This window comes from Amycolatopsis bartoniae (assembly GCF_014191255.1).
GTDB classification, from domain to species: domain Bacteria; phylum Actinomycetota; class Actinomycetes; order Mycobacteriales; family Pseudonocardiaceae; genus Amycolatopsis_E; species Amycolatopsis_E bartoniae.
In genome coordinates, this window is record NZ_JACHWH010000006.1 from 142,173 (window position 1) to 165,765 (window position 23,593).

Consider the following 23,593-nt stretch of genomic DNA (forward strand, 5'->3'; position numbering starts at 1 on the left):
TCCGGTGGTGTTACTTCCGGGAACGGGCGCGAGTGCGCCGTGATCCGCCGTTCCGTCCCGCGAGGAGGATTCATGCCAGCCCGGCTCGCCCACGTGTCACCCGCTCCGTCGCCCCGTGCCCCGGCCGAAGTGGACTTCACGTCGTTGCGGCGCAGAGTGGACGCCGCGCTGGAGGAGTTCCTGGAGGCGCAGGCGCGGCATCCGGTGGACGCGTGCCTGCCGCCGCTGGTCGACGTCGTGCGGGAGTTCGTCGAAGGCGGGAAACGGCTGCGGCCGTTGTTCTGCTACTGCGGGTGGCTCGCCGGCGGCGGCGAACCCGGCGGTGGCCCGGTCGCGAAGGTGGGGGCGGCGCTGGAGCTGTTCCACACGTTCGCCCTCATCCACGACGACGTGATGGACCGTTCGGCGACGCGCCGCGGCCGTCCCACGGTGCACCGCGTGCTCGCGGACCGGTACCACGGCAAGGATCGCGAGGCGGCGGCGCGGTTCGGGGTCAACGCGGCGATCCTGCTGGGTGACCTGTGCCAGGCGTGGTCGGACGAGTTGCTGTGCGCGGCGGGCGAGCGCTGGCGCCGCCGGGCCGAGCCGGTGCTGCACGCCATGCGCACACAGGTGATGGTCGGGCAGTACCTGGACCTGGCGGGGGAGTGGACCGAGGACGCGCTGGACCGCAGCTGGCGCGCGCTGCGGCACAAGACCGCCGGCTACACGGTGGAGCGGCCGTTGCAGGTCGGTGCGATGCTCGCCGACGCCGGGCCGGAGGTGCTGCGGCTGTGCACCGCCTACGGTCGTCCGCTCGGTGAGGCGTTCCAGCTGCGCGACGACCTGCTCGGCGTGTTCGGGAGCCCGGAGGTCACCGGCAAGCCCGCGCTCGACGACCTGCGCGAGGGCAAGCCGACCGTCCTGATGAACCTGGCGTGGCGGCGCGCGGGCTCGCGCCAGCGCGCGCTCATCCGGGAGCTGCACGGCGACCCCGCGCTCGACGAGGCGGGCGCCGAGCGGCTGCGCGACGTGATCCGCCGGACCGGGGCCGACACCGCGGTCGCCGAGCTGATCGAACTGAAGGCCGGGCAGGCGCTGGCCGCCCTCGACGACGTCACCGTTCCCGCGCCCGCCCGCACCGCCTGCGCGGACCTCGCCCGCGCCGCCACCCGCCGCACCCGCTGAGAAGGAGCCGGACTTGCCCACCACGGACCCCGTCCTGCAAGCCATCGACCTGCACAAGTCCTACGGGCACCGCAGCGTGCTCTCGGGCGTCGAGTTCGAGCTGCGCCCCGGTGAGCTGCTGGGCATCATCGGTGAGAACGGCGCCGGGAAGTCCACGCTGCTGCAGATCCTGGCCGGGGTGCTGCGCGCGGACCGCGGCGAGGTCGTGCACCGCGGCAGCCTCGGGTACTGCCCGCAGCGCATCGTCGTCAACGACGACCTGACGGTCGGGCAGCACCTGCGGTACTTCCAGAGCGCGTACCGCATGCCCGACCTCACCCGGGCGTGGCAGCTGCTCGACCGGCTGGCGCTCACCCCGTACCGCACGATCCGGGCCGGGGCGTTGAGCGGCGGCACCCGGCAGAAGCTCAACCTGGTGCTCGCGCTCATGCACGACCCGGACGTGGTGCTCATGGACGAGCCCTACCAGGGGTTCGACTGGGAGAACTACCTGGCGTTCTGGCAGCTGGCCGGGCAGCTGCGCGACGAGGGCCGCTCGGTGCTGGTCATCTCGCACATCGCCCACGACACCGAGCGTTTCGACCGGCTGTACCGGCTCGAAGCGGGCAAGGTGACCGCGGTACGGTCCGAGCTCGAGGTGGTGGCGTCGTGACCACGGTGCAGTCACTGGTCACCGGCGCCCGCCGGTGGCGCACGGACGTGCTCGACGGCACGACGTGGCAGGCGGCGCTGGTCAAGGCCGTCGGGTTCGAGGCCGCCCAGCACGCCCGCAACAAGCTCGCGCTGGTGCTCGTGGTGTTCTTCATCCCGGTGTGGCTGGCCGTCGTGCGGGCGATCATCCCGTCGCGCCCGGTCGCCTACCAGTCCCGGATCACCGACGCGCCGGTGACGGTCGACGCGAGCCGGCTGGCGCTCATCTCGGCGGTGATCAACGCGGCCACGCTGATCATCGGGTTCATGCTGTTCGCGGCGATCCGGCGGGCGCGGGAGTTCGACCAGCGGCTCGTGCTCGCCGGGTACCCGCGCCCGGTGCTGCTGCTGGCGAAGCTCGTCGCGCTCGTGCTGGTGGCGCTGATCGTGGGCGGCTACGCGACGATCGTGCTGTCGATGTTCACCGACGTGCGCCAGCCCGGGATGCTGTTCCTCAGCCTGCTGGCCGGCGGGCTGGTGTACGGCGGGCTCGGGATCGCGCTCGGCGTCGCGGTGTCCACCGAGCTGGCCGGGATGTTCGTGATCATCATGGTCAGCCTGATCGACGTGATGGTGCAGAACCCGGTGATCAACCCGGGCCGCAACCAGACGGTGCTGCAGTTCCTGCCCACCTACGGGCCGATGCAGAGCGCGGTGGCGGCCACGTTCACCGACACGGGGTCCGCGGGCTGCCTGCTGCTGGGGCCGCTGTGGCTGGTGGCGTTCGCGGCGTTCGGCCTGGCCGCGTTCTACCTGCGGACGAAGGACCACACGCGCAGTGACGCGCAGCCGGACCTGGTGGCGGTCACGGTGCGGCTGCTGCCCGACGGCTCGTTCCGGATCGAGTCCCGGCGCGGCGCCGTCCTCGTGCGGACGGAGTCGGAAACCGGCTGACGGCGGTAAGGTGATGCATGGGCTTCCGCCGCGGTGGTCGGGAGACCGCCGCCGCGCGCCGCCTGCGGCTGGTCACGCTCCTGGAGCTGGTGCGGCGCGCGGTCGAGCTGCAGGACGACGCCGACGAGGTGATCGCCGCCTGCGGGTTGCCGGGTGAGCCGCCGGTGTCGGTGGCCCGCCGTGGGCGCCAGGTCGGGGCGGAGTACGCGCGGTTGCAGGGCTGGGTGCTGGACCTGTGCGAGGACGACGAGCCGGGCACGCTGGCGCGGCGGATCGGCGAGCTGCTGAGCTACCACACCGAGATGCTCGACCTGAGCCTGAAGCTGGCGTTCCCGCGGTACCGCTCGCCCCGCCTCGAACGGCGCCGCCAGGAGCTCACCGGGCTCGGTGAACCGGCCAGGACGCTGCGTGAGACGGAGGCGGCGCTGCGGTTGTGGCTCGACTCGACCCCGTGATCGCGTCGGCGGGTGCGTGTTCTATCGTGTGCGTGGCGGTGGGGCCCGCCGACCCCGTCGCGGGGTGAACCGTGAGACCCTCGCCAACGGTCCCTGCCAGGTGTGTCCATTCCGCTGGTGGGAGGCAGAATTTTCGTGGTCGATCCGGACGTTTCGCTGGCAGTGCCGCAGCAGCGGCGCGAGCTGCGCGACCATCCCGCCGCCGTGCTGGGCGCGATCGCGCTCGGCGGCGCCCTCGGCGCGCTCGCCCGGTACGGCGTGGGGGAGCTGCTGCCGCATGCCAGCGGCGGCTGGCCGTGGTCGACGCTGCTGGTCAACGTCAGTGGGTGCCTGGCGATCGGCGTGCTGATGGCGTTGATCGGACGGTTCTGGCCACGGCAGCGGCTGCTGCGCCCGTTCGCGGGAGTCGGCGTGCTGGGCGGTTACACGACGTTCTCGACGGCGACGCTGGAGGTGGTGCAGCTGGTGCAGGCCCACCGCCCGGTGCTCGCCCTGCTGTACCTGGCGGTGACGGCGCTGGGCGCACTCGTCGCGGTGGCCGTTGGGGCAGCCGTGGTGGGGCGCTCGTGACGGTGCTGCTGGTGGCGCTGGGCGCCGCGGTGGGTGCGCCGTCGCGTTACCTGCTCGACCGCGCGGTCCAGACCCGGCACGATTCGGTGTTCCCGTGGGGCACGCTGTCGGTGAACGTCGTGGGCTGTTTCGTGCTGGGGATGGTCACGGCGATGCCGGTACCGTCGGCGCTGGCGGCCCTGCTGGGCACGGGGTTCTGCGGTGCCCTCACGACGTACTCGACGTTCAGCTACGAAACCCTGCGGCTGCTGGAAAGGCGGGCCTGGCTGCTCGCGGGACTGAACGCGGGAATCTCCCTCGTGGCAGGCCTCGGGGCGGCCTACGTCGGCATCGCGCTCGGCCAGGCACTGTAAATTCCGTTGCACCGCCTCGTGGTGGCGGGTCATCATTGTGCCCAGGGAACGGACCCACTGACCACAATGGACTCAGCTCGCCCAGGGGAGGCGGGCACGCGAAAGGCCCGTACGCTACCGCGGGCCGCCCGGTGCCGGGCTGCAGGTGAGGACCTCGCCCGGCACCGGGGAACACACCCCAGTAGCTCAGCCGGACAGAGCGCGCCACTACGAATGGCGAGGTCCCGGGTTCGACTCCCGGCCGGGGTACGGCTTCGGGGAAATGGCGGCCGCTTCCCCCACGTTCTCCGGAAAGTGACACGCCACCCGCCGCCCCGGGGTGAGCTCCGCGAGGGGTGGTTCCTGCGTCCGGCAGATGTCCTGCGCCTTCCAGCAGCGGGTGCTGAACCGGCACGCCGGGGGTGGGGACTGGGGGCTCGGGGGTTCGCCGGCGAGGCGGATCCGCGTGCGTTTCGTGCGGGCGCCCGGGTCCGGGACCGGCACCGCCGACAGCAGGGCCACCGTGTAGGGGTGGTGCGGCTTGTCGTACAGGGCGTCCGCGTCGGCGAGTTCCACGATCTTGCCCAGGTACATCACCGCGACGCGGTCGGACACGTGGCGCACCACCGACAGGTCGTGCGCGATCAGCACGTACGTCAGCCCCAGCTCGTTCTGCAGGTCCTCCAGCAGGTTGATCACCTGCGCCTGGATGGACACGTCCAAAGCGGACACCGGCTCGTCCGCCACGATCAGTTTCGGGCGCAGCGCCAGCGTCCGCGCGATGCCGATCCGCTGCCGCTGCCCGCCGGAGAACTCGTGCGGGTACCGGTTGTAGTGCTCCGGGCTCAGGCCCACGAGTTCGAGCAGCTCCTGCACCGCCCGCTTCACCCCGTGCTCCGTCGGCAGCTTCTGCAACCGGAACGCCGCGCCGACGATCGTGCCGACCGTGTGCCGCGGGTTGAGTGACGAGTACGGGTCCTGGAACACCATCTGCACGTCCCGCCGCAACGGGCGCATCCGGTTCGCCGACAGGTGCGTGATGTCGTGGCCGTCCAGCACGATCCGCCCGTCGCTGGGCTCCAGCAGCCGCGTCAGCAGCCGGCCCGTCGTCGTCTTTCCGCACCCCGATTCGCCGACCAGCGACAGCGTCTCTCCCTTGTGGACGGTGAAGTCGAGGCCGTCGACCGCCTTCACCGCGCCCACCGCACGCTGCAGCAACCCGCGCCGCACCGGGAAGTGCTTGCGCAGCCCGGAAACTTCGAGCATCGTCGTCCCCTCGGTCACAGCGCCGGCCTGATCTCGTGCTCCCAGATCTCCCGCCGCGCCTCCGGCGGGAGGTGGCACGCCGCCTGGTGCCCGTCGCCGGTGAGCACCGGCACGACGGTCTCGCTCGCGCCGCCGTTGTGCCCGGCGTAGGCGCACCGCGGGTGGAACGGGCAGCCGGGCGGCAGCGTGATCAGGCTCGGCGGCGTGCCGGGGATGGGCCGCAGCCGCTCGCTGCGGCGCCGGTCCAGCCGCGGCATCGAGCCCAGCAGCCCCCACGTGTACGGGTGCTGCGGCTGCTCGAACACCTCAGCCGCGCGGCCGTACTCCACCGCCCGCCCCGCGTACATCACCAGGATGTCGTCGGCCAGCTCCGCCACCACACCGAGGTCGTGCGTGATGACGACGACCGCCGAGGAGAACTCCTCCTGCAGGTCCCGGATGAGCTCCAGGATCTGCGCCTGCACGGTCACGTCCAGCGCGGTGGTGGGTTCGTCGGCGATGAGCAGCTCCGGGTCGCACGACAGCGCCATCGCGATCATCACCCGCTGCCGCATCCCGCCGGAGAAGTGGTGCGGGTAATCGTCCACACGCGACTGCGGTTGCGGGATCCCGACCCGGGCCAGCAGGTCGATCGCGTGCTTGCGCGCCACCTGCCTGGTGACCTTGTTGTGCAGCCGGTACGCCTCGATGATCTGTCTGCCCACGGTGTAGTACGGGTGCAACGACGACAACGGGTCCTGGAAGATCATCGCCATCCGCCTGCCCCGCAGCCGCCGCACCTCCTCCGCCGGGGCGCCGACGAGCTGCTGCCCGCCCAGCCAGATCTCGCCCGACACCCGCGCACCCCGGTGCAGCCCCAGGATCGCCAGGCTCGTCACGCTCTTGCCCGAGCCGGACTCGCCCACGATCCCCAGCGTGCGCCCGCGCTCCAGCGAGAACGACAGCCCGTCCACGGACCGCACCAGCCCGTCGTCGGTGGGGAAGTGGACCCGCAGGTCCCGCAGTTCCAGGAAGCTCATGAGTACCGCACTCTCGGGTCGACGACGGCGTAACCGATGTCCACGACCAGGTTGGCCACGACGATGAAGAACCCGGCGAGCAGCGTCACGCCCATGATCGCCGGGAGGTCCTTGCCGTTGATGGCCACGATCGCGTAATGCCCCAACCCCGGCAGGGAGAAAGCGGTTTCCGTGAGCACCGCGCCCCCCAGCAGCAGGCCGAGGTCCAGGCCGAAGATCGTGAGGATCGGGGTCAGCGTGGCCCGCAGGCCGTGCCGGAGCACCACCGTGCGCTCGGGCAGCCCCTTGGCGCGTGCGGTACGGATGAAGTCCTCGCCGAGCGTTTCCAGCATTCCGGCGCGGGTGAGGCGGGCGTAGAGCGCGGCGTAGAGGAACGCGAGGGTGACCCATGGCAGCACCAGTGCCCAGAACCAGCGGGCCGGGTTTTCCGCCAGCGGGATGTAGGTGCCCGCGTCGGGGAAGACCGGGAGCGTGTCGCGGAAGAGCGCCAGGCAGATCAGCGCCGTGAAGAACACCGGCAACGACACCCCGGCCAGCGCGGTGCTCATCGCGGCGCGGTCGAACCACGAGCCGCGCCGCAGCGCCGAGAGGACCCCGACGCCCACGCCGCTCACGAGCCAGATGACGGCGGCCCCGAGCCCGAGCGACACGGTCACCGGCAGCGCGTCGAGCATCTGCGGCCACACCGGCAGCTGGTTCTTGAACGAGTAGCCGAAGCACGGGGCGGGGCAGTGCACGATCTGGGTGCCGGTGTCGTAGTCCTCGCCGGCGACGAGGCCCTTGAGGAAGTGCCAGTACTGGGCGTAGAGCGGCTGGTCGAGCCCGAGCCGCGCCTCGATCTGGTGCAGCACGTCGGGGCTCGGGCTCTTGCCGACGAAGTTCGCCGCGAGCTGGTCGGTGGTCTGCCCGGCCAGGCGCGGCACGACGAAGAAGATTCCGAACGTCACGACGCTGACGACGATCAGCAGGACCACGGCCGAGACCAGCCTGCGGAGGATGAACGTGATCACGAACGGCGGCGGCGGTGCCCCGGCGGGATCTCCGCCGGGCCACCGGTGCCTTCACCTGCTTTCGGGGCCTACGAGGACTTTTTGCCGAGCTGGGTGTAGTCGTACATGCCGTAGGCCTCGGTGACGAACACGTTCGTCAGGTTCGGGCCGCGGTAGAGCAGCGACCTCGCGTACAGCTCCGGCAGGATCACCGCCTGGTCCATCATGATCCGGTCGATCTGCGCGTAGAACCCGTTGCGCGTGCCGGCGTCCGTGGCGGCCGCGGCCTGGTCCAGCAGCTGGTTGACCTGCGGGTCGTTGAGCATCTCCATGTTCGAGTTGCCCGCGGACCGGATGGCGCGCCCGTCCGCGATCTGCGAGAGGTAACCGAAACCCTCGGGCCAGTCGGCGGCCCAGCCGTAGCTCGCCATGCCGATGTTGTGGTCCTTCATGAACTGCGGCGAACCCGCGTAGCTGGTGCCGTAGTCACCGGTCGGGTACTGCAGGATGTCGGTCTTGACCCCGATCTTCGCCAGGGACTGCTGCAGCGCCTGCGCGGTCGCGACCTCCTTGGGACGGTCGCCGCGCACCGCGACGTTGAACGAGAACCCGTTCGGCTGCCCGCACTTGGCCAGCTCGTCCTTGGCCTTCGCGAGGTCCCCGCCCGGCTGGGTCGTCGCCTCGTACAGGTCGAACTTCTGGTACCCCACGACGCTCGGCGGCAGCACCGTGCTCGCGATGTCCCCGCCGGCCTCCGGGCCGCCGTAGGCGTTCTGGAACAACGTCTTGTCCGCCGCGTACTCGATCGCCCTGCGGCAGTCGACGTTCGGGATCACCTGGGTGTTGATGGGGAAGTACCACTCGAAACCCGACGGCGCGGCGTCGGCGTTCTTCTTCTGCGTCGCGTTGTTGAGCACCTTCGCGCGGCCCGCGGTCTGCATGCCGGTGCCGTAGGCGTCGACGTCGAGGGATCCGTTGAGCAGCCGGTTGTCCAGGTCGTCCCCGGAGATGTTGAACGTCAGGTCGATCCGGTCCACGGTCTGCTTGACCGTGGGGCTGTCCGACTGCTTCCAGTTCGGGTTCTTCACCAGCGTGACCCCGGTGTCCGGTTTGAACGAGCCGGGCTGGATCATGTACGGCCCGGACGCGACCGGATCGGTCTGGTAGTTCGCGCCGGTGTCCTTGGCCTGCGGCACCGGCGCGGTCTGCGGGCTCGTCACCAGGTAGTCGAAGTCCGCGAACGGCTGCGCCAGGTGGAACACGATCGTCGTGTCGTCCGGGGTCTCGATCGACGCCAGCCCGCCGGGGGACTTGTCCTTGTACGGGCCCTGGTACGCCGAGCCGCCCGCCAGGTACTGGGCGAAGTAGCTCGGCCCGTTCGGCAGGATGTCCTTGGCGAAGTTGCCGCGCTCCACGGCGTACTTGATCTGCGCGGTGGTGATCGGCTCGCCGTCGGACAGCTTCATCCCGGACCGGATGTGGTAGGTCCACGTCAGGCCGTTGTCGCTGACCTGGCCCAGTCCCGTGGCCAGGTCCGGCACGAGCTTGAGCCCGTCCGGCCCCGGCGCGGGGTTGTAGGTCAGCAGCGGGCTGGCGTAGAGGCGGGAGAAGTTCCACATGAACGCGTAGTAGGTGTTGCCGGGGTCGATCGAGTCCGGGGTGTTGGTCATCCCGTAGCTCAGCGTCCCGCCGGTGGCGTTCGAGGCGTTCACCACCGAGGTGTTGGCCGCGTTGTACGCGGCGCTCCCGCCACCACCGCCGCTGCCCCCACCACCGCAGGCCGTGAGCAGCCCCAGCCCGGTCATGGCCAGTGCCATTCCGATCACGTTGCGCCGCTTCATCCACGCTCCTCGCACTCGATGGGAAAACAGGGCAGGAAAGCGCTATCGGGCGCGCGGGTCCAGCGCGTCGCGCAGGCCGTCGCCGAGCAGGTTGAACGCCATGACCGTGACGAAGATGGCCAGGCCGGGCACCAGCACGTACTCCGGGTCGGCCGAGTAGGAGCCGTTGCTCACCGCGTCCGACAGCATCCCGCCCCAGCTGGGCGCCGGCGGGTGCAGGCCGACGCCGAGGAACGACAGCGCCGCCTCGAACAGGATGTTCGTCGGGATCAGCAACGTGGTGTAGACCAGGATCGGGGCGAGCAGGTTCGGCAGCAGCTCGCGGCGCAGGATGTAGCCGGTGCGCGCGCCCAGGCCGCGGGCGGCGTCGACGAACTCGCGTTCGCGCAGCGACAGCGTCTGCCCGCGCACGATGCGCCCCACGTACGGCCAGTTGAAGAACCCGATCACGAAGATCAGCACGGCGACGTGCAGCGCGTTGCCCGAGAGCCCGAACGCCGACTGCTGCACCACCCCCGACAGCGCGATCGCGAACAGCAGCAGCGGGAACGCCAGGAACACGTTCATCAGCCAGCTCAGCGCGCTGTCCACCCAGCCGCCCGCGAACCCGGCGACGAGCCCGATCGTGACGCCGATCAGCACCGACAACAGCGTCGAGCCTGCCGCGATGAGCAGCGAGAACTGCGATCCCACGAGCACGCGGGAAAGCAGGTCACGGCCGTTGCCCGGGTCGACGCCGAGCGGGTGGGCCCAGCTGACCCCGCCGAACGCGCCCACCGGGCGGCCGTAGGTCGCGTCGATCAGCTCCGGGTGGTAGGTGTTCGGCTGCAGCACCCCGGTGGCGTCGAGCACCAGCGACGCGAGTGCGCCGAGCACGAGCAGGAGCACGACGATTCCGCCGGCCATCGCCCATCGGTCCCGTTTCAGCCGGAGCCACGCGATCTGCCCCAGTGAACGTCCCTGAATCGCGCGGCCCATTCCGGCCACGACGGATTCCGGCTGCGCCTGGGTGGACGAGACGTCCAGCGGAGCGCCCATCCGTTTCGACCCCTTTCCCGGTGCTGCCACGCGACTTCACGATCATGGTCCGGAAATCCCGGACAGCGTCTGCCCGCCGGGGCGGCCAGGACCAGGTCACGCCCGGCTTCGACGCCCAATCGTGACCGGGAGTCGGCCGAATGGCTCACGGGATTGGGAAAAGGGCCGGATTGAACCGGAAAAACAGGACTGGACCACTCGTTTCCGGTTTTCGGCGGAAATGTTTCGGTCGGTCAGTTCGTCCCGCGCGTGGAGGCCCGTACCACCAGTTCCGGGGTGAAGACGACCTGCTGGTGCTCGTGGTCCGGGTCGGTCGTCTCCTGCAGCAGCAGCTCCGCCGCGGTGCGGCCGAGGCGGCGGCGGGGCTGGCGCACCGACGTGAGCGGCACCGCGGCCGCGGCGGCGAAGTCGATGTCGTCGTAGCCGACGATCGCGAGGTCGTCCGGCACGCCCAGGTGCAGGCTCACGCAGGTCTGCAGCAGCCCGAGCGCGACGAGGTCGTTGACGCAGAACGCCGCGGTGGGCCGGGCCGAGGCCGGCAGCCCGGCCAGCCGCTCACCCGCGTTGCGGCCGTCGGCCACGGTGAGGCTCGTCGTGGTGAGGTCGACGAGGTTGTCCGGGCCCAGCCCGGCGTCGAGCAGCGCCCGCAGCGCGCCCTCGCGGCGGTCGCGCACCTGGCCGAACGTCGCCGGGCTGCCGATGAACGCGATCCGCTCGTGGCCCAGCTCGACGAGGTGCTTGATCGCGATCTCGCCGCCGTGCACGTCGTCGACCGCGACCGAGCAGTGCGTGCCCGCGGCGCGCGTGCGGTCGACGATCACGAGCGGGGTGCCGCGCAGGGGCAGCTCGTCGAGGATCGCCGCGTCGGGATCGACCGGGGTGACCAGGATGCCCTGCACCCGCTGCTGCTCCAGCCTGCTGAGGTAGGCGGCCTCCCGTTCGGCCCGGTTGTCGCTGTTGCACAGGAACAGCGACAGGTCGCCCTCGTCGGCGGCGTCCTCCACCCCGGCGGCGACGTCGGTGAAGAACGGGTTGCTGCCGTCGAGCATCACGTAGCCGATGACGCGGCTGCGTCCGGCGCGCAGCTGGCGGGCGGACTCGTTGCGCACGAACCGCAGCTCGGCCATCGCGGCCTCCACCTTGGCGCGCGTGCGGGGACTGACCCGGTCGGGCCGGTTCAGCACGTTCGACACCGTGCCCAGCGAGACGCCCGCGAGCGCGGCGACGTCCTTGATGCCCGCCGCGCGGACCTCGGCCGGTCCGGTCCCGTTTGAACCCTGCACCGTCATGGGGGAGCCTCCGTTGAAACGTAACAGCGAGGTGGATGCTAGTCGCACTGGGCGACCGAGTGCGGAAAAACCTCTCTGATCTGCGGCGGGAGGATTTTATTGACTTTGTGATCTGGTGCATAGTAGCGTCACCGCGCCAGGTTTGTGAAACCTTTCATTCCGGAGGTCGCGATGGAGCGCCCAGACCCGGGCCGTGTGCCCCTGCTGGAGGTCCGCGGCGTCACGAAGTCGTTCGGGGCGGTCGCGGCCGTCGCCGGGGTCTCGTTCCCGCTGTACGCGGGCGAGGCGCACGCGCTGGTCGGGGAGAACGGTGCGGGCAAGTCGACCATCGTGAAGATGCTCGCCGGTGTCCACCGTCCCGACAGCGGCACGCTGCTGGTCGACGGCGAGCCCGTCGAGTTCTCGTCCCCCGCCGACGCCAAGGCCGCGGGCATCGCGGTGATCTACCAGGAGCCCACGCTGTTTCCCGACCTGACGGTCGCGGAGAACATCGTGATGGGCCGCCATCCCCGCGGCAGGCTCGGGATGATCGACCGCGGCTCGATCCGCGCCGAGGCCGAGGCGCTGTTCAAGCGGCTGGGCGTGCGGATCGACCCGTCGCGGCCCGCGCGCGGGCTGTCGATCGCCGACCAGCAGATCGTGGAGATCGCGAAAGCGCTTTCCGCCGACGCCCGCGTGCTGGTCATGGACGAGCCGACGGCGGCGCTGAGCCTCGTCGAGGTCGAGCGGTTGTTCTCCGTCGCGCGCGCCCTGCGCGAAGAGGGCGCCGCGATCATGTTCATCTCCCACCGGTTCGAGGAGATCACCCAGCTGTGCCAGCGCGTGACGATCATGCGCGACGGCAGGCACGTCTCCACCGACCCGATCGACGGCCTCACCGTCGACGAGATGGTGCGGCGCATGGTCGGGCGCGAGCTCGACGCGCTGTTCCCCAAGCAGGACGTCGAACCGGGTGAGGTCGTGCTGGAGGTCGAGGGCCTGACCCGCGAGGGGGTGTTCCGCGACGTGTCGTTTTCGGTGCGGGCGGGCGAGATCGTCGCGTTCGCCGGGCTCGTCGGTTCGGGTCGCTCGGAGGTCGTGCAGGCGGTGTTCGGCGTCGACGAGCGCGACGCGGGCACCGTGAAGCTCGCCGGGAAGCCGCTGCGGCCGCACTCGCCGCGCACGGCGATGGCCGCGGGCATGGCGCTGGTGCCCGAGGACCGCCGCCAGCAGGGCCTGGTGATGGACCTGTCGATCGAACGCAACGTCACGCTGCCGCGGTCGCGGGCGCTGTCGAAGCTGGGTTTCCTGTTCGGCGGCGGGGAACGGCGCGAGGCGCTGAACTGGACGCAGCGGCTGCAGACGAAGTACGGCCGCCTCGGCGACCCGGTCGGGACGCTCTCGGGCGGCAACCAGCAGAAGGTCGTGCTCGCGAAGTGGCTGGCGATGGCGCCGAAGGTGCTGATCGTCGACGAGCCCACGCGCGGCATCGACGTCGGCACGAAGGCCGAGGTGCACCGGCTCATGTCGTCGCTCGCGGCCGAAGGGGTCGCGGTGGTGATGGTGTCGTCCGAGCTGCCGGAGGTGCTGGGCATGGCCGACCGGGTGCTGGTGATGCGTGAGGGCCACCTGGTGGCGGAGATCCCGCGGGCGGAGGCCACCGAGGACTCCGTGATGTTCGCGGCGATGGGACAGGGAGCGGCAGCGTGACGACGAAGGTGGCGGCTCCCGTGCCGCGCAAGGTGACCGCGCCGGGAGGGCGTTCGGTGTTCGGGGCGGTGTTCAAGGCGCGCGAGTCGGGCATCGTGCTCGCGCTGGTGGTGCTGGTCGCGTTCACCGCGACGCAGAACTCCCGGTTCCTGTCCGGGCAGAGCATCCGCGACATCCTGCTCGGCACGGCGATCCTCGCGGTGCTCGCGGTCGGGCAGGCGGTCGTGATGATCACCCGGAACATCGACCTGTCCGTGGGCTCGGTGCTGGGGCTCTCGGCGTTCGCGGTCGGCGCGCTGCTGCGCGACAACCAGGGCCTGCCGACGATCGTCGCGCTGCTCGCCGGTCTCGCGATCGGCGCGGTGTGCGGGGTGCTCAACGGCGTGCTCGTGCGGTTCGGCCAGGTGCCCGCGCTCGTGGTCACCCTCGGCACGCTCTACGCCTACCGCGGCGTCGTCTACTTCTGGGCCGGCGGCGAGCAGATCAACGCCGACAAGCTGCCCGCGTCGTTCCTGGCCTTCGGGCACGACTCGATCCTCGGCATCCCGTGGCTGGTGCTGATCGCGGTGATCGTGCTCGTCGTCGCCGGGATCGTGCTGCGCAACTACCGCGCCGGGCGCGAGCTGTACGCGATGGGGTCCAGCCCGCAGGCCGCGGAGCTGGCCGGCATCAAGGTCGGGCGCAACACGATCGCCGCGTTCCTCGTCAGCGGGGCGCTGGCCGGGGTCGCCGGGGTGCTGTTCGCGGCGCGGTTCGGCACGATCGACGCCGCGGCGGGCAACGGGATGGAGCTCAACGTGGTGGCGGCCGCCGTGGTCGGCGGGGTCGCGGTGTTCGGCGGCAGCGGCACGGTGTGGGGCGCCGGGCTGGGTGCGCTCCTGCTCACCGTCATCGGCAGCGCGCTGGCCGTGCTCGACATCAACCAGTTCTGGCAGCAGGCCATCGTCGGCGCGCTGATCCTGCTCGCCATCGGCGCCGACCGGCTCGTGGCCGTGCGCGTCGCCCGGGCACTGAAGAAGAGGGATTCCCATGTCTGAGAAGGGAACACGGCCCGCCTGGCTCTCGCGGCTGGCGAGCTGGGACGCCGCCGTCATCGTCATCACGGTCGTCGTGCTGGTCATCGCCTCTGGGGCGGTGGAGAACTTCGGCAGCAGCCGCAACTTCACGTTCCTGCTGCTGGACCTGCTGCCCATCGCGCTGGTCGCGCTGCCGATGACGTTCGTGATCGTCACCGGCGAGATCGACCTGTCGGTGGCCAGCACCCTCGGGCTCACCTCCGCCGTGATGGGCGACCTGTGGGACAAGGGCATGTCGATCGAGTCGATCATGCCGCTGTGTGTCGTGCTGGGGGCGGTGCTCGGGGCGCTCAACGGGTTCTTCGTGACCGTGCTGAAGCTGCCGTCGCTGGCGGTCACCATCGGCACCCTCGCCCTCTACCGCGGGCTGGCGTTCGTGGTGCTGGGCGACAACGCGGTGGCCGACTTCCCGCGGGACTACACGACGTGGGTCACCGGGACCATCGGCGGCGGGCCGATCCCGAACGTGCTCATCCCGCTGGTGGTGCTCGCGATCGTGTTCGGGGTGGTGCTGCACGCGACGCCGATCGGGCGCGCGGTGTTCGCCGCCGGCGCGAACGAGCAGGCGGCCCGGTTCGCGGGGATCCGCGTGGGGCGCCTGAAGTTCTGGCTGTACGTCGCGAGCGGCGCGGTCGCCGGGCTGGCCGGGGTGCTGTGGACCCTGCGTTACTCCAGTGCCCGCGCGGACAACGGCGCGGGCCTCGAACTCGCCGTGGTGGCCGCGGTGCTGCTCGGCGGCGTGTCCATCTTCGGCGGCAAGGGCACGCTCCCCGGCGTGCTCGCCGGCGTGGTGCTGCTGGCCACCCTCCAGAACGCACTGCGCCTGCAGGACGTGTCGAACGAGGCGCTCAACATCGTCACCGGCGTGCTCCTGATCATCTCGGTGCTCCTGCCCAACATCGTCACCAGAACCCGGGCTCACCTGCGGCGCCGGGCGACCACATAGAGAAAGGCAATTCCGACCATGACCAGACGACTCCTCGCCGGCGCGGTGTCAGCGGCCTTGGTGCTGACGCTCGCCGCGTGCGGCGGCACCACCAAGAACGACAGCAGCTCCTCCGGCGGCGGCAACCAGTCCACCGCGCAGGCCGACCCGAACGCCGCCACCAAGACCGGCGTCAAGATGGCGTTCCTGCCCAAGCAGCTGAACAACCCGTACTCGGACATCGAGGTCGGCGGCGGCCAGACCGCGCTGGGCGAGCTCAAGGGCGAGTACAAGCTGGTCGGCCCCAACGACGCGAGCGCGTCGTCGCAGGTCAGCTACATCAACACGCTCATCCAGCAGCAGCAGGACGTCATCGGGATCGCCGCGAACGACCCGAACGCCGTGTGCCCGTCGCTGAACCAGGCGCGGACCGCGGGCATCAAGGTCGTCGCGTTCGACTCCGACGCGGCGAAGGACTGCCGCGACGTGTTCATCAACCAGGCCACCACGCAGAGCATCGGTGAGCAGCTGGTGAAGTCGGCCGCCTCGCTGGCCGGTGGCTCCGGGGAGATCGCGATCCTCTCGGCCACGCCGAACGCCACGAACCAGAACGCGTGGATCGACGTGGTGAAGCAGGAGCTGGCCAAGCCGGAGTACGCGAACCTGAAGCTGGACAAGATCGCCTACGGCAACGACGACGACCAGAAGTCGTTCCAGGAGGCGCAGGGCCTGCTGCAGTCGTTCCCGAACCTGAAGGTGATCGTCTCGCCGACCACCGTCGGCATCGCGGCCGCCGCCCGGTACATCGACTCGTCGAACTACAAGGGCAAGGTCGCGGTGACCGGTCTGGGCACCCCGAACCAGATGCGCCAGTACATCAAGGACGGCACGGTGAAGGAGTTCGCGCTCTGGAACCCGGCCGACATCGGCTACCTGGCCGCGTACGCGGGTGTCGCGCTGGCTTCCGGCCAGATCACCGGCGCCGAGGGCCAGAAGTTCAAGGCGGGCAAGCTCGGCGACTACACCGTCGGCGCGAACGGTGAGATCGTGCTCGGCCCGCCGACCGTGTTCACCGCGCAGAACATCGACCAGTTCAACTTCTGAGCACGTCCGGCCGGGCCGCCGCGAGCGGCCCGGCCGGGTTCCACAGGGTTCCACAAAGGACGGATCGTGGCACGGTACTGCTTCTGCCTCCAGGTCAAGCCCGAGCGGATGGCCGAGTACGCCGAGCGGCACCGGGCGGTGTGGCCGGAGATGCGCCAGGCGCTGACCGACACCGGCTGGCGCAACTACTCGCTGTTCCTGCGCGAGGACGGCCTGCTCATCGGCTACGTCGAGGCCGACGACCTCGAAGCCGCGCAGGCGGCGATGGCCGAGACGGAGGTCAACGCGCGCTGGCAGGCGGAGATGGCGGAGTTCTTCACCGGCCTGGAGGGCCGCGGTCCCGACGAGGGGTTCCAGTTGCTCACCGAGGTCTTCCACCTAGAAGGAAAGTGATCCAAGTGTCCGACCTGACGGCTGTGAAGTCCGCACTGCGGGCCCAGCGGATCGAAACCCCGTCGTGGGGCTATGCGAACTCCGGCACGCGGTTCAAGGTCTTCCCGCAGCCGGGCGTGCCCCGCACCCCGGAGGAGAAGATCGCCGACGCCGCGACCGTGCACCGGTTCACCGGGGTCGCGCCGAGCGTGGCGCTGCACATCCCGTGGGACCGCGTCGAGGACTTCGGCGCCCTGACCCGCTACGCCCGCGACCTCGGGGTGGAGATCGGGGCGATCAACACCAACGTCTTCCAGGACGAGGACTACAAGCTGGGCTCGGTGACCAACCCCGACCCCGGGATCCGCCGCAAGGCCACCGACCACCTGCTCGAGGCGATCGACATCATGGACGCCACGGGCTCGCGGGACCTGAAGCTGTGGTTCTCCGACGGGATCAACTACCCCGGCCAGGACGACCTGCGCGACCGGCAGGACCGGCTCGCCGAGGCGCTGCGCGAGACCTACGAGCGGCTCGGCGACGACCAGCGGCTGCTGCTGGAGTACAAGCTGTTCGAGCCCGCCTTCTACGCCACCGACATCCCGGACTGGGGCACCTCCTACGCGCACTGCCTCCAGCTCGGGGAGAAGGCGACCGTGTGCATCGACACCGGTCACCACGCGCCGGGCACGAACATCGAGTTCATCGTCGCGTTCCTGCTGCGTGCCGGGAAGCTCGGCGCGTTCGACTTCAACTCCCGCTTCTACGCCGACGACGACCTGATGGCCGGCGCGGCCGACCCGTTCCAGCTGTTCCGGATCATGTACGAGATCGTCCGCGGGGACGCGCTCGACCCGGCCTACGGCATCAACTTCATGCTCGACCAGTGCCACAACATCGAGCGCAAGATCCCGGCGGTCATCCGTTCGGTGATGAACGTCCAGGAGGCCACCGCGAAGGCGCTGCTGGTCGACCGGGACGCCCTGCGCGCCGCCCAGCGCGAGGGCAACGTGCTCGAAGCGAACGCGATCCTGATGGACGCCTACAACACCGACGTGCGGCCGCTCCTGGCCGAGGTGCGCGAGGACGCGGGCCTGGACCCCGATCCCGTCGCCGCCTACGCCCGCAGCGGGTACCAGCAGCAGATCGAGGCCGAGCGGGCCGGCGGCCAGCAGGCCGGATGGGGAGCCTGAACCATGACCGTGCCCGAAGAGCTCATCGCGCGCAGCAACGCCCTCGGCGCCGACCCGCGCAACACCAACTACGCCGGCGGCAACACCTCCGCCAAGGGCAGCGAGACCGACCCCGTCACCGGCCGGCCCGCGGACCTGTTGTGGGTCAAGGGTTCCGGCGGCGACCTCGGCACCCTCACCCAGGCCGGGCTGGCCGTGCTGCGGCTGGACCGGCTGCGCGCGCTCGTGGACGTGTACCCCGGTGTCGAGCGCGAGGACGAGATGGTCGCCGCGTTCGACTACTGCCTGCACGGCCGCGGCGGTGCCGCGCCCTCGATCGACACCGCGATGCACGGACTGGTCGACGCCGCGCACGTGGACCACCTCCACCCGGACTCCGGCATCGCGCTGGCCACCGCCGCCGACGGGCCCGCGCTGACCAAGGAGTGCTTCGGCGACCGCGTGGTGTGGGTCGACTGGCGCCGCCCCGGTTTCCAGCTCGGCCTGGACATCGCGGCGGTCAAGCGCGCCAACCCGCAGGCGATCGGCGTGATCCTCGGCGGTCACGGCATCACCGCGTGGGGCGCCACCTCCGAGGAGTGTCAGCGCAACTCGCTGGACATCATCCGCACCGCCGAGAAGTTCCTGGCCGAGCGCGGCAAGGCCGAGCCGTTCGGCGCCGTCGTACCCGGCTTCGAGCCGCTGCCCGAGCAGGAACGCCGGGCACGCGCCGCCGCGCTGGCGCCGGTGATCCGCGGGCTCGCCTCCACCGACCAGCGCCAGGTCGGTCACTACACCGACTCGGACGTGGTGCTGGAGTTCCTGTCGCGGGAGAAGCTGCAGCCCCTGGCCGCGCTGGGCACGTCGTGCCCGGACCACTTCCTGCGCACCAAGGTCCGCCCGCTCGTGCTCGACCTGCCCGCGACCGCGCCGCTGGAGAACGTCGTCGCGCGCCTGAAGGAGCTGCACGCCGCCTACCGCGAAGAGTACCGCGCCTACTACGAGCGGCACGCGAACCCCGGCAGCCCCGCGATGCGCGGCGCCGACCCGGCCATCGTGCTCGTGCCGGGCGTGGGCATGTTCTCCTTCGGCAAGGACAAGCAGACCGCGCGCGTGGCGGGCGAGTTCTACGTCAACGCCATCAACGTGATGCGTGGCGCCGAGGCCGTCTCCACCTACGCCCCGATCCCGGAGAGCGAGAAGTTCCGGATCGAGTACTGGGCGCTGGAGGAGGCGAAGCTGCAGCGGATGCCCAAGCCGAAGCCGCTCGCCGGGCGGATCGCGCTCGTGACCGGGGCCGGTTCGGGCATCGGCAAGGCCATCGCCGAGCGGCTCGCGGCCGAAGGCGCCTGTGTCGCGATCGCGGATCTCAACGCGGACGCCGCCGAGGAGGTCGCGCGCGGGATCGGCGGCACCGACAAGGCCGTCGCGGTGACGGCGAACGTCACCGACGCCGACGCGGTGCAGGCCGCGATCGACGCGACCGCGCTGGCGTTCGGCGGGATCGACCTGGTGGTCAACAACGCCGGGCTGTCGATCTCCAAGCCGCTGCTGGAAACCACCGAGAAGGACTGGGACCTGCAGCACGACGTGATGGCCAAGGGCTCGTTCCTGGTCTCGCGCGCCGCGGCGAAGGCGATGATCGACCAGGGCATCGGTGGCGACATCGTGTACATCTCGTCGAAGAACTCCGTGTTCGCCGGCCCCAACAACGTCGCCTACGGCGCGGCGAAGGCCGACCAGGCCCACCAGGTGCGGCTGCTCGCGGCCGAACTGGGCGAGCACGGCATCCGCGTCAACGGGGTCAACCCCGACGGGGTCGTGCGGGGCTCGGGCATCTTCGCCGGCGGTTGGGGCGCGCAGCGCGCCGCGGTCTACGGCGTCCCGGAGGAGGACCTGGGCAAGTTCTACGCCCAGCGCACCATCCTCAAGCGCGAGGTGCTGCCCGACCACGTGGCCGCCGCGGTGTTCGCCCTCACCGGCGGCGACCTGACCCACACCACCGGCCTGCACGTGCCCGTCGACGCGGGCGTGGCGGCGGCGTTCCTGCGCTGAGGAAAGGGAAAACATGACGGACACCCTCGCGCGGCCCGCGGGCCTGGAGCGCATCACCCCGCGCCGCACCCGCGTCGGGCTCGTCTCCGGCGGGCTCGGCGCGTACTGGCCGCAGTTCCCCGAGCTGCTGCCGCAGCTGCGGGCCTCGGCGCGGCGGGCCGCCGAGCGGTTGTCCGGTCTGGACTGTGAGGTGGTGGACGCCGGGTTCGTCTCCGACGAGCGGGAAGGCGCGGCCGCGGCCGAGCAGCTGCGGGCCGCGGACTGCGACCTGATCGTCGGGTTCCTGACCACCTACCTGACGTCCAGCATGCTGGCGCCGGTCGCGCAGCGCAGCGGCGCGCCGGTGCTGCTGATCAACCTCCAGCCGACCGAGGCGATGGACCACGCGAGCTTCGGCACCGGCGCGTGGCTGGCCTACTGCGGGGCCTGTCCGCTGCCGGAGATGGCCAACGCGTTCCGCCGCCTCGGCGTCGAGTTCCGCTCGGTGTCGGGTTACCTCGAAGACGAGCGGGCCTGGGCGAAGATCGGCCGCTGGGTCAAGGCCGCGGGCGTGCGGGCCGCGTTCCGCCACGGCCGCCACGGCCTGCTCGGTCACCTGTATCCCGGGATGCTCGACGTCGCCACCGATCCCACGCTGGTGCCGGCCCAGCTCGGCGGGCACGTCGAGATCCTGGAGATCGACGACCTGCGCGTGCGCGTGGAAAAGGTCACCGACGCCGAGACCCGGGCGCGGATGGACCTCGCGCGCGAACTGTTCACTGTGGACAGTTCGGTCACCGGCGAGGACTTCGCGTGGGGCGCCCGGGTTTCCGTCGCACTCGACCGGCTGGTCGAGGACTTCGCCCTCGACTCGCTGGCCTACTACCACCGCGGCCTCGACGGGGAGACCCACGAGCGGGTCGGCGCCGGGTTCATCCTCGGCGCCTCCCTGCTCACCGCGCGCGGCATCCCCGCGGCCGGGGAGTACGAGCTGCGCAACTCGCTGGCCATGCTGCTGCTGGACCGGCTCGGCGCCGGTGGCTCCTTCACCGAGTTGCAGGCGCTGAACTTCCGCGACGGCGTGGTCGAGATGGGCCACGACGGGCCCGCGCATCTGGCGATCAGCGCCCGCAAGCCGCTGCTGCGTGGGCTCGGGGTGTACCACGGCAAGCGGGGGTGGGGCGTGTCGGTGGAGTTCGACGTGCGGCACGGGCCGGTCACCCTGTGCGGGCTGGGCCAGCGGGCCGACGGGGAGTTCGTGCTCGTCGCGTCCGAGGGCGAGGTGGTGCCGGGGCCCCTGCTGGAGATCGGCAACACCACCTCGCGGGTGGACTTCGGCTGCGACCCGGGGGAGTGGACCGACGCGTGGTCGGCCAGCGGCGTGAACCACCACTGGGCGCTGGGCACCGGTCACCGTGTGGCGGAGCTGACCGCCGTCGCGGACCTGATGGGCCTCGACCTCACCGTGGTGGCGCCGTGATGCGCGTCGCGGCGGTCGACCTGGGCGCCTCCAGCGGGCGGGTCATGGCCGGGACGGTCGGCCCCGGGCGGCTCGAACTCGACGAGGTGCACCGCTTCCCCAACGGGCCCGTGCGGGTGGCCCGCGCCGGCGGATCGACGCTGTACTGGGACATCCTCGGCATCTACCGCGAGACGCTCGCGGGGCTGCGGGCCGCGGGTGACGTCTCGGGTGTCGGCATCGACTCCTGGGCCGTGGACTACGGGCTGCTCGACGAGTCCGGCACCCTGCTCGGGAATCCCGTGCACTACCGCGACTCCCGCACCGACGGCGTCGCCGAGCAGGTGACCAAGAGCATCCCGCTGCGGGAGCTGTTCGACGTCACCGGCCTGCAGCAGCTGCCGTTCAACACGCTGTACCAGCTGGTGTCCGAACGCGACCGGCTCGCGGCCGCGGACACGATGCTGCTCATCCCGGATCTGCTGAACTACTGGCTCACCGGCGAACGCGGCGCCGAACGCACCAACGCCTCCACCACGCAGCTGTTCGACGTGCGGTCGCGGACCTGGGCGCTCGACCTCGCCGAACGGGCCGGGATTCCGCCGCGTCTGCTGCCGCCGCTGCGGGAGCCGGGATCGCGCGTCGGCACGATCCGGGCGGAGCTGGCGACGGAGCTCGGGCTGCCCGAGGTGCCGGTGATCGCCGTCGGCTCGCACGACACCGCCTCGGCGGTCGTCGCCGTGCCCGCCGAACCCGGCACGAACTCCGCCTACATCTCCTCCGGCACCTGGTCGCTGGTCGGGCTGGAGCTGGCCGAACCGGAGCTGTCCGACGCCGCGCTCGCCGCGAACTTCACCAACGAAGGCGGTGTCGACGGCACGATCCGGTTCCTGCGCAACGTCATGGGCCTGTGGGTGCTGACCGAAACCCTGCGCACGTGGGAAGCCCGCGGTGAACGCGTGGAGCTGGCCACCGTGCTCGCCGAAGCCGCCGAGGCGCCTGCACTGGCGGCGGTGGTCGACCTCGACGCGCCGGAGTTCCTGCCGCCGGGCGACATGCCCGCCCGGATCACCGCGGCCTGCCGCGAGACCGGGCAGCGGCCGCCGGAGACCCGTGGCGCGCTGGTCCGGTGCATTGTGGACAGTCTGGCCCTGGCCTACCGGCGCACGGTGCGGCAGGCGGCGGAGCTGGCCGGCCGGAGCGTGGACGTCGTGCACGTCGTCGGCGGCGGGGTGCGCAACGAGCTGTTGTGCCAGCTGACCGCCGACGCCTGCGGGGTGCCGGTGCTCGCCGGGCCGGTCGAGGCCGCCGCGCTCGGCAACGTCCTGGTCCAGGCCCGCGCGCTCGGCGCCGGGCTGCCCGACCTCGCCGCCATGCGGGCGCTGGTCCGTGAGACGCAGGCGCTGCGCCGCTACGAGCCTTCCGGCGGCGACTGGGCCGCCGCCGAAGCCCGCCTCACCACGGGAGCACTGGCATGAAGGTCGCCGTCCTGGTCACCTGCATCAACGACACGATGTTCCCCGACACCGGCAAGGCCGTGTTCCGGCTGCTGCGCCGCCTCGGCGTGGACGCGGACTTCCCGGCCGCGCAGACCTGCTGCGCCCAGCCGATGGTCAACACCGGCTACCTCGACGAGGCCGTGCCGGTGGTGCGGGCCTTCGCCGACGCCTTCGCCGGGTACGACGCGATCGTCACCCCGTCCGGGTCGTGCGCGGGTTCGGCGCGTCACCAGCACTCGCTCGTCGCGCGGCGGGCGGGGGAGCCGCGGCTGGCCGAGGCCGGGCCGAAGACCTACGAGCTGAGCGAGTTCCTGGTCGACGTGCTCGGCGTGACCGACGTCGGCGCGTACTTCCCGCACCGCGTGACCTACCACCCGACCTGCCACTCGCTGCGGATGCTGCGCGTCGGCGACCGGCCGTTGCGGCTGCTGCGGGCGGTGAAGGGCCTGGACCTCGTCGAGTTGCCCGCCGCTGAGGAGTGCTGCGGGTTCGGCGGCACGTTCGCGGTGAAGAACGCCGAGACCTCCACCGCGATGGGCGCGGACAAGGCCCGGCACGTGCGCGAAACCGGCGCCGAGGTGCTGGTGGCGGGCGACAACTCGTGCCTGCTGCACGTCGGCGGCCTGCTCTCGCGGCAACGCTCCGGTGTGCGGGTGCTGCACCTGGCCGATGTGCTGGCCTCAACTGAGGAGGACGCGTGACCGCCACGTTCG

At 71.1% G+C, this 23,593-nt stretch carries 22 protein-coding genes and 1 tRNA gene; 17 read left to right on the forward strand and 6 right to left on the reverse strand.

All coding sequences use genetic code 11. The annotated features are described in order from the left end of the window. Positions 1–72 precede the first annotated feature (72 nt). From FHX82_RS25980 to FHX82_RS26010, 7 genes are all read left to right on the forward strand, one after another. Positions 73–1,167, forward strand: a complete 1,095-nt coding sequence (locus FHX82_RS25980) for a polyprenyl synthetase family protein (RefSeq protein WP_145937295.1) — start codon at positions 73–75, stop codon at positions 1,165–1,167. A gap of 13 nt (positions 1,168–1,180) precedes the next feature. Then, positions 1,181–1,819: an ABC transporter ATP-binding protein gene (locus FHX82_RS25985; RefSeq protein WP_145937294.1), complete on the forward strand. Its 639-nt coding sequence runs from the start codon at positions 1,181–1,183 to the stop codon at positions 1,817–1,819. Then, positions 1,816–2,751, forward strand: a complete 936-nt coding sequence (locus FHX82_RS25990; RefSeq protein ID WP_145937293.1) for an ABC transporter permease — start codon at positions 1,816–1,818, stop codon at positions 2,749–2,751. Before FHX82_RS25985 ends, FHX82_RS25990 begins: the two co-directional genes overlap by 4 nt. A 17-nt stretch (positions 2,752–2,768) precedes the next feature. Beyond that, positions 2,769–3,206, forward strand: coding sequence for a hypothetical protein (locus FHX82_RS25995; protein WP_145937292.1), 438 nt, complete (start codon positions 2,769–2,771; stop codon positions 3,204–3,206). 117 nt (positions 3,207–3,323) lie between these two features. Continuing rightward, on the forward strand, positions 3,324–3,776 hold the full coding sequence (crcB, locus tag FHX82_RS26000; protein ID WP_308431536.1) for a fluoride efflux transporter CrcB: 453 nt from the start codon (positions 3,324–3,326) through the stop codon (positions 3,774–3,776). After that, positions 3,773–4,129 carry a fluoride efflux transporter CrcB gene (gene crcB / locus FHX82_RS26005; protein ID WP_145937291.1) on the forward strand — a complete coding sequence of 119 codons (357 nt, stop codon included), beginning with the start codon at positions 3,773–3,775 and terminating at the stop codon, positions 4,127–4,129. The genes crcB (FHX82_RS26000) and crcB (FHX82_RS26005) overlap by 4 nt, the downstream gene beginning before the upstream one ends. Positions 4,130–4,304: 175 nt before the next feature. Further along, positions 4,305–4,378 (forward strand) — tRNA-Arg (locus FHX82_RS26010). Here FHX82_RS26010 and FHX82_RS26015 read toward each other — a convergent pair. The 6 genes from FHX82_RS26015 to FHX82_RS26040 all read right to left on the reverse strand — a co-directional run bounded on the left by FHX82_RS26015 (position 4,337) and on the right by FHX82_RS26040 (position 11,550). Beyond that, entirely contained in the window at positions 4,337–5,374 is a 1,038-nt protein-coding gene (locus tag FHX82_RS26015) for an ABC transporter ATP-binding protein (protein WP_183176860.1), read from the reverse strand. The genes FHX82_RS26010 and FHX82_RS26015 overlap by 42 nt on opposite strands. Positions 5,375–5,388: 14 nt before the next feature. Further along, positions 5,389–6,393, reverse strand: a complete 1,005-nt coding sequence (locus FHX82_RS26020) for an ABC transporter ATP-binding protein (RefSeq protein ID WP_145934258.1) — start codon at positions 6,391–6,393, stop codon at positions 5,389–5,391. Then, positions 6,390–7,403, reverse strand: coding sequence for an ABC transporter permease (locus tag FHX82_RS26025; protein ID WP_145934259.1), 1,014 nt, complete (start codon positions 7,401–7,403; stop codon positions 6,390–6,392). The genes FHX82_RS26020 and FHX82_RS26025 overlap by 4 nt, the downstream gene beginning before the upstream one ends. A 68-nt stretch (positions 7,404–7,471) precedes the next feature. Next, positions 7,472–9,223, reverse strand: coding sequence for an ABC transporter substrate-binding protein (locus FHX82_RS26030; RefSeq protein WP_145934260.1), 1,752 nt, complete (start codon positions 9,221–9,223; stop codon positions 7,472–7,474). Positions 9,224–9,265: 42 nt separating this feature from the next. Then, the gene (locus FHX82_RS26035; protein WP_145934261.1) at positions 9,266–10,261 is read right to left on the reverse strand and encodes an ABC transporter permease; all 996 of its coding nucleotides are present in this window, start codon (positions 10,259–10,261) and stop codon (positions 9,266–9,268) included. Positions 10,262–10,494: 233 nt separating this feature from the next. Next, positions 10,495–11,550 carry a LacI family DNA-binding transcriptional regulator gene (locus tag FHX82_RS26040; protein WP_145934262.1) on the reverse strand — a complete coding sequence of 352 codons (1,056 nt, stop codon included), beginning with the start codon at positions 11,548–11,550 and terminating at the stop codon, positions 10,495–10,497. Positions 11,551–11,721: 171 nt separating this feature from the next. On the opposite strand from FHX82_RS26040, the gene FHX82_RS26045 reads away from it, so the two are divergent. The 10 genes from FHX82_RS26045 (at position 11,722) to FHX82_RS26090 (ending at position 23,581) form a co-directional block, all read left to right on the forward strand. Then, positions 11,722–13,239 (forward strand): sugar ABC transporter ATP-binding protein, encoded by a 1,518-nt coding sequence (locus tag FHX82_RS26045; RefSeq protein ID WP_145934263.1) that lies wholly within the window; start codon positions 11,722–11,724, stop codon positions 13,237–13,239. A 20-nt stretch (positions 13,240–13,259) separates the two neighbouring features. Beyond that, positions 13,260–14,276 (forward strand): ABC transporter permease, encoded by a 1,017-nt coding sequence (locus tag FHX82_RS26050; protein WP_145934353.1) that lies wholly within the window; start codon positions 13,260–13,262, stop codon positions 14,274–14,276. Beyond that, complete coding sequence (locus FHX82_RS26055; protein ID WP_145934264.1) at positions 14,269–15,261, forward strand: ABC transporter permease; 993 nt, start codon at positions 14,269–14,271, stop codon at positions 15,259–15,261. Before FHX82_RS26050 ends, FHX82_RS26055 begins: the two co-directional genes overlap by 8 nt. 18 nt (positions 15,262–15,279) lie before the next feature. After that, complete coding sequence (gene rhaS / locus FHX82_RS26060) at positions 15,280–16,344, forward strand: rhamnose ABC transporter substrate-binding protein (protein WP_145934265.1); 1,065 nt, start codon at positions 15,280–15,282, stop codon at positions 16,342–16,344. A 108-nt stretch (positions 16,345–16,452) separates the two neighbouring features. Beyond that, positions 16,453–16,737 carry an L-rhamnose mutarotase gene (locus FHX82_RS26065; protein WP_221216592.1) on the forward strand — a complete coding sequence of 95 codons (285 nt, stop codon included), beginning with the start codon at positions 16,453–16,455 and terminating at the stop codon, positions 16,735–16,737. Continuing rightward, positions 16,734–17,909 carry an L-rhamnose isomerase gene (rhaI, locus tag FHX82_RS26070; protein ID WP_145934267.1) on the forward strand — a complete coding sequence of 392 codons (1,176 nt, stop codon included), beginning with the start codon at positions 16,734–16,736 and terminating at the stop codon, positions 17,907–17,909. The genes FHX82_RS26065 and rhaI overlap by 4 nt, the downstream gene beginning before the upstream one ends. Before the next feature lie 3 nt (positions 17,910–17,912). Next, entirely contained in the window at positions 17,913–19,943 is a 2,031-nt protein-coding gene (locus FHX82_RS26075) for a bifunctional aldolase/short-chain dehydrogenase (RefSeq protein WP_145934268.1), read from the forward strand. A gap of 13 nt (positions 19,944–19,956) precedes the next feature. Further along, positions 19,957–21,402, forward strand: a complete 1,446-nt coding sequence (locus FHX82_RS26080) for an L-fucose/L-arabinose isomerase family protein (RefSeq protein WP_145934269.1) — start codon at positions 19,957–19,959, stop codon at positions 21,400–21,402. Continuing rightward, a complete protein-coding gene (locus FHX82_RS26085; RefSeq protein ID WP_145934270.1) occupies positions 21,402–22,859 on the forward strand; it encodes a rhamnulokinase in 1,458 nt (485 codons plus the stop codon). The genes FHX82_RS26080 and FHX82_RS26085 overlap by 1 nt, the downstream gene beginning before the upstream one ends. Then, complete coding sequence (locus FHX82_RS26090; RefSeq protein WP_145934271.1) at positions 22,856–23,581, forward strand: (Fe-S)-binding protein; 726 nt, start codon at positions 22,856–22,858, stop codon at positions 23,579–23,581. Before FHX82_RS26085 ends, FHX82_RS26090 begins: the two co-directional genes overlap by 4 nt. Positions 23,582–23,593 lie beyond the last annotated feature (12 nt).

Bases quoted from the DNA above. Each gene is read 5' to 3' on its own strand.
- FHX82_RS26035 (WP_145934261.1), bottom strand. From the start codon at position 10,261: ATGGGCGCTCCGCTGGACGTCTCGTCCACCCAGGCGCAGCCGGAATCC.
- FHX82_RS26090 (WP_145934271.1), top strand. From the start codon at position 22,856: ATGAAGGTCGCCGTCCTGGTCACCTGCATCAACGACACGATGTTCCCC.
- FHX82_RS25995 (WP_145937292.1), top strand. From the start codon at position 2,769: ATGGGCTTCCGCCGCGGTGGTCGGGAGACCGCCGCCGCGCGCCGCCTG.
- FHX82_RS26085 (WP_145934270.1), top strand. From the start codon at position 21,402: ATGCGCGTCGCGGCGGTCGACCTGGGCGCCTCCAGCGGGCGGGTCATG.
- FHX82_RS26080 (WP_145934269.1), top strand. From the start codon at position 19,957: ATGACGGACACCCTCGCGCGGCCCGCGGGCCTGGAGCGCATCACCCCG.
- FHX82_RS26075 (WP_145934268.1), top strand. From the start codon at position 17,913: ATGACCGTGCCCGAAGAGCTCATCGCGCGCAGCAACGCCCTCGGCGCC.
- rhaS (WP_145934265.1), top strand. From the start codon at position 15,280: ATGACCAGACGACTCCTCGCCGGCGCGGTGTCAGCGGCCTTGGTGCTG.
- FHX82_RS26030 (WP_145934260.1), bottom strand. From the start codon at position 9,223: ATGAAGCGGCGCAACGTGATCGGAATGGCACTGGCCATGACCGGGCTG.
- FHX82_RS26045 (WP_145934263.1), top strand. From the start codon at position 11,722: ATGGAGCGCCCAGACCCGGGCCGTGTGCCCCTGCTGGAGGTCCGCGGC.
- FHX82_RS26020 (WP_145934258.1), bottom strand. From the start codon at position 6,393: ATGAGCTTCCTGGAACTGCGGGACCTGCGGGTCCACTTCCCCACCGAC.
- FHX82_RS26055 (WP_145934264.1), top strand. From the start codon at position 14,269: ATGTCTGAGAAGGGAACACGGCCCGCCTGGCTCTCGCGGCTGGCGAGC.
- FHX82_RS26015 (WP_183176860.1), bottom strand. From the start codon at position 5,374: ATGCTCGAAGTTTCCGGGCTGCGCAAGCACTTCCCGGTGCGGCGCGGG.
- FHX82_RS25980 (WP_145937295.1), top strand. From the start codon at position 73: ATGCCAGCCCGGCTCGCCCACGTGTCACCCGCTCCGTCGCCCCGTGCC.
- FHX82_RS26065 (WP_221216592.1), top strand. From the start codon at position 16,453: ATGGCCGAGTACGCCGAGCGGCACCGGGCGGTGTGGCCGGAGATGCGC.
- FHX82_RS26040 (WP_145934262.1), bottom strand. From the start codon at position 11,550: ATGACGGTGCAGGGTTCAAACGGGACCGGACCGGCCGAGGTCCGCGCG.